The following is a 4,795-nucleotide window of genomic DNA, read 5'->3' as shown; positions in this document are numbered from 1 at the left end:
ATTCACTCAAGAATAAAAAATAAAGCCGCTTAAAAACGGCTTATATAAAATCAATTTAGGCAAAGTTATAGGCTTGTGCAACGGTTACCGGTGTTAGCATACGTTTTTTTCTATTACGACAAAGAGTATTGTCAATATTAGAATCGGAAAACTCACAATATTTGTTGTATACCAACCATAAAATCCTCGATTTTTTAAATTCCCTTTATTCTTAACCCAAATTCCGTCTGATAATTTGCCCCATTGCATTTGAAAACCTTCTTTTTTAATTACTTTTTTATAAAACTCAATAATCCCTTTTGAGATTAATAAAGTCAGTAAAGGCGAGAAAGTCAGAAGAGTACAATTAAATCGACATAGATAATTCCAATTCAATAATTCCATGAAAATTCCAAGAAACCCGATTCCGAATGTAATTTTCAAATATCGTTTATAATATTTGTCCTCTTTTAGATCCTCCGAAAATGTTATTATTACCAAACTAAAGAGTTGGTAAATTATAATTATCATATAAAAATATACTTCGGAAAGAGTCATTTCAGATGTATGCTAACGGATGGCAATATGCGGAGGCTGGGATTTCGAAGCACTTTCCTATCAAACCGTTACGAATTTGAGTAAATGCACAAAAGTTTAAATTACCCGTATCCCCCAGCTTACGTATATTACGTGTTGTAGCCAGTGCTTTATTAATCATTAATATCAATCTTTTGGTGGTTCAGGAACATACACGTCTTCTGGGTCAACAACAAAATCAGATTGTATTATCGGTGGACAAATCCAAAAATGTATTGAATCATTAACTATATATTCTGTTGAAATTGTTTCATAATATTTTGTTGTCCGTCTAACTTTAGCTTTAATTACATTTTCAATCCTTTTGTTGTCAATCAGTACCTCAAATTCACCAATGTCAAGAAGATTACAAATAGTTTCTTTTAGGTAATTCTCCATGTAATACAAAGTATCTGTTTCAGGTATTTGTTCTTCAATCTGCTGAATTTGAGAAACGGAATCATCACTTACATATTCAAAAAATATTTTCTCTTGTCGTTTTACAAATTCAAGGTATAGCTCTGATTTTTTATAATTTTCAATCTGCCAATCCTTATTTTGTGAGGTTTTATCAAGTTCATCCTCCCAAGTCTCAATCAAAGATGCTTTACTAATAAATACTTTTCCATATGGAATTCCAAAACCGATTTCTTTCGTTGAAATTTCTACCGTTTGAATAACTTTCAATGAGTCAACTTCTATATCAACCGTCAATTCTTGTCCAAATGAACAGATTACAAACAAAAATCCGATTAATCCTAAAAGTGTCTTTCTCATTATATTTAGTTTTCAAGTTTGCAGTATTTTTCCCGCATTGGCTACAACGCCCTGACGGATATGGCGATTTGCGTTAAACTGTTAACTTCAAATATACACTACTTTTTATGTTAAAACAAGAGGGGTGTAAAGCTTAAGAGGGTTTTAGTTGAAATGTATAAAATTTACTTGTTTTTACCTCGGTTTTTTGTTGTGCATAGCTTTTTATTTCCGTAAACTTGTTAGCGGTGTTGGCAAAGACCTACTCTTTTTACAGTTTTAGTGAAGCTTAGATGATATGACTGTAAATGTGTATGGCTTTTAACTTTGGCTATTTCGTAAATCTAATTTGCAAATTCAGTTTAAAATATAGTTCTCCGTTTTCTTCGTAAATTTCTCCAAATCCATGTCGAGAAGAACTTGCCGTGTCGAGTTTTGTATTATTTAGCAAGTAATCCTCAAACTCATTTCTGTTGTAAATATGATAGCATAAAACATCTCCATTTTCTTTGACAATTAAATATCCACCTGTCGCATCATATTTTCCTGTCCAAACTTTTGATGGCATCATTCCAAGTGCAACATCTGTCAAGAAGCGTTTGATTTTGTATTCGTAAAACTTATGTTCGTTTTCAATATCGAAGTTCAATGGATTTTTGTCAGCCGTTTTGTTTACTAGATCGGTCAAGTGTGAAAACTCACTCGAATAAAAATCAAAAATGATTTGTGATAAAATCTCTGGAAGCAAGCTGTCTATTAAAACAAGGTTGTTTGAAAATATTTGTCTTTCTGTCTTTATAAATTCAAATTGTCCTCCATTTTTATGAATTTGAACAATTCTATCCATTATTTTACTTCTTGAAGCGATTGAGTTGATTTCCAGAATTTCATTTTTAGAAAGTTTCGCTCCTCTGATTTTATAAATAAAGTTTGTTGTTTTACCTGCATTTAAAAGAGTAGAAGGGCTTCCGAGTTGAGATTTTATGCTAAATCCCAATGTTGGTTCTTGATTTGTTCTCTGGTCGTGAACAACAATCGTAATATCAGTTTTTGCTGTGGAACTAGCTTTCAACGAAATGCAATTTATTGATTGCATAAACTGCTCAATTTCTGGAACTGAAAAAGTCCTTTCTTTATTTTGCTTGATTGCATTCAAAAGAAAAAGAGCTTTATCCTTAAAATCTGAAATAGGGATTTTCAAAACTTCTTCATCTCCTGAAATTAATATAATTTCATCTTGGATTGAATATTCAAAATTACCGTTGTTTTCGGTGCGAAGTATTTTGATAATTGGATAAACTAAACCTTCTAATTTTTCAATGTCTTTGTTTCCAAGAAATAGTTGTTTGTCGCCTAATAATTTGAAAAGCGCATAAATTTCGCTCCATTCTCCTTTATTTCCTGTAATCATTTGCAGTTTAGTTTTTCTATTATCTTTTCCGCTGTTGCTTGAATTGCAGGAACTGCAACTGAGTTTCCGAATTGCTTGTATGCTTGTGCGTCTGAAACTACTATTTTAAAATTATCTGGAAAGCCTTGTAATCTTGCCCATTCTCGTGGTGTCATTTTTCTAATTCCTTCTCGGTTTACTTCTCCAGAAATATTAGTTACAGGCTTAAAATTTGTTAATCTATCGTCAAAAACTAAATTTCTTTCTCTGCCCATTCCACCACAAACAACAGCATTTGCAGTTCCATTATTTGGTATTATTTCATAGCCAAATCCGTTTCCTTTACTTTCGTGTCTTGCCTTATGTTTTCTTAATGTATCTATATAAGTTGTTGAAAGATAATATTTAACAGAAACTTCGTTTTCTTCTAGAATATCTTCTAAAACGGTATCTTCATTAGTCGGTTTTGGATATTCAAAACTTGTAATCTCAGTGTCTTTATGAAAACCAACAATAAAAATTCGTTCACGATTTTGTGGCACACCAAACTTTTTGGCGTTTAAAATTTGTGGTTCAGGTACATAGTAACCTAAATCTTCTCGAAGCACGTTTAAAATTGTAGCTAATGTTTTTCCTTTATCGTGATTTCTTAAACCTTTTACGTTTTCAAGAAAAATTGCTTTTGGTTGTTTTTTCTTTATGATTTCCGCTACGTCAAAAAATAATGTTCCTCTTGTATCTTCAAACCCCCCGCGTTTTCCTGCAATCGAAAACGCTTGACAAGGAAAACCCGCACAAAGCACATCAAAATTGTCTGGAATATAATTTTTTGTTTCAGGTTTTGTAATATCGCCAAACGGAATTTCTCCAAAATTGGCTTTATAAGTTTGCTTTGAATATTTGTCCCATTCGCTTGTAAAAACACACTTTCCTTCAAGATTTTGAAGAGCTAAACGAAATCCACCAATTCCTGCAAAAAGGTCAATGAATTTGAATTTCGGTTTTTCTGGTGCTGGAAAAGGAACAGATTTATTAAGGTCAAAAATTAAATATTGAAGTGCTTCTTCTGCTATTTCATTTGTGACTTTTTCTAATGGATATTCCTTTTCAAGAATTTCTTTTACATAAGAAAGTGCATCTTTTTTGTAAAATTGAGAAACTCCATTTTTATAATTGTGCAAATAATGCGTAAAAGAAGCTGGTTTAGAATTATCTGGGTCAACTACTTTTATTTCAAACAGCTGTCCGTCAATGCTTTCTATGTCAATTCTTTCTTTAATCATTATTTCTTATTTAACCGTACAAGTTAATAAAGTTTGCTGTTTTGGCTGGATTGGTTTTGATATTTTTATTCACAATCTTTTTAAGTTTTTTTAGCGTTGGCTTATGTGTTAGCAAAAACCAAATACGCTGTTTGTATAGCTAGGTTCAGCTTACAGTAACCTCTATATACCCTCAAATATATATAACTTTTTATGTTAAAACAAGAGGAGGTCTAAACATTAAGAGGGTTTAGTTGAAAAATTAAAAATATAGGTTGTTTTTTCAATAAAAACCATAAAAAAAGCAGGTCAAAAACACTTCAGATAGAGAGCTCTATTTTTTCGCTTTTTTATAGCTTATAAATATGTCATTTTCACACCATATTTAAACCACAGCTAAACTAAAATTAGCCCATTTTTTAGTGGACAATTTGTGGTCTCACCCTAGACTAGGTGTGGACTAGGTGTGGACTAGGTATGGCTTTGATAGGGGAAAAACATGACTAAAACTAAAGGCTGGTTTTTTGTAAAATAATGGTATAAATAAACTGAAAATTTTATTATTATTACAGGCTTGTTTTTATCTAAAAAAACAGTGATTTTCTCGTCTGTTTTTTAATCAGTTTTTTGTTAAGATGAAATGAACGAATAATTAACTTTAGTATACTTACTTTTTAGCCACTACCCCACATCCTCCATATAGTTGTGTTCATGAATTATTTTAAACATTCATTTTTTTAGTTCACAAACCTTTTATTTGCTAATGGTGTTCATGAATCAACAAAGTTGATTTCAACCCAACCGACAGTTTTGCAGAAATAGCTGTAAATCC

General features: G+C 31.4%; 3 protein-coding genes. All 3 read right to left on the bottom strand.

The window, feature by feature from the left end; genetic code table 11:
- Positions 1 to 702 precede the first annotated feature (702 nt).
- On the bottom strand, positions 703 to 1,332 hold the full coding sequence (locus tag GGR32_RS11880; protein WP_183478427.1) for a hypothetical protein: 630 nt from the start codon (positions 1,330 to 1,332) through the stop codon (positions 703 to 705).
- Between the two features lie 310 nt (positions 1,333 to 1,642).
- Entirely contained in the window at positions 1,643 to 2,722 is a 1,080-nt protein-coding gene (locus GGR32_RS11875) for an HpaII family restriction endonuclease (RefSeq protein ID WP_183478426.1), read from the bottom strand.
- Positions 2,719 to 3,984, bottom strand: coding sequence for a DNA cytosine methyltransferase (locus tag GGR32_RS11870; RefSeq protein ID WP_183478425.1), 1,266 nt, complete (start codon positions 3,982 to 3,984; stop codon positions 2,719 to 2,721). Before GGR32_RS11870 ends, GGR32_RS11875 begins: the two co-directional genes overlap by 4 nt.
- Positions 3,985 to 4,795: the final 811 nt, after the last annotated feature.

Source organism: Mesonia hippocampi (assembly GCF_014197445.1).
In the GTDB taxonomy this organism is placed as follows: domain Bacteria; phylum Bacteroidota; class Bacteroidia; order Flavobacteriales; family Flavobacteriaceae; genus Mesonia; species Mesonia hippocampi.
This window is presented reverse-complemented; position numbering and strand designations above follow the sequence as displayed.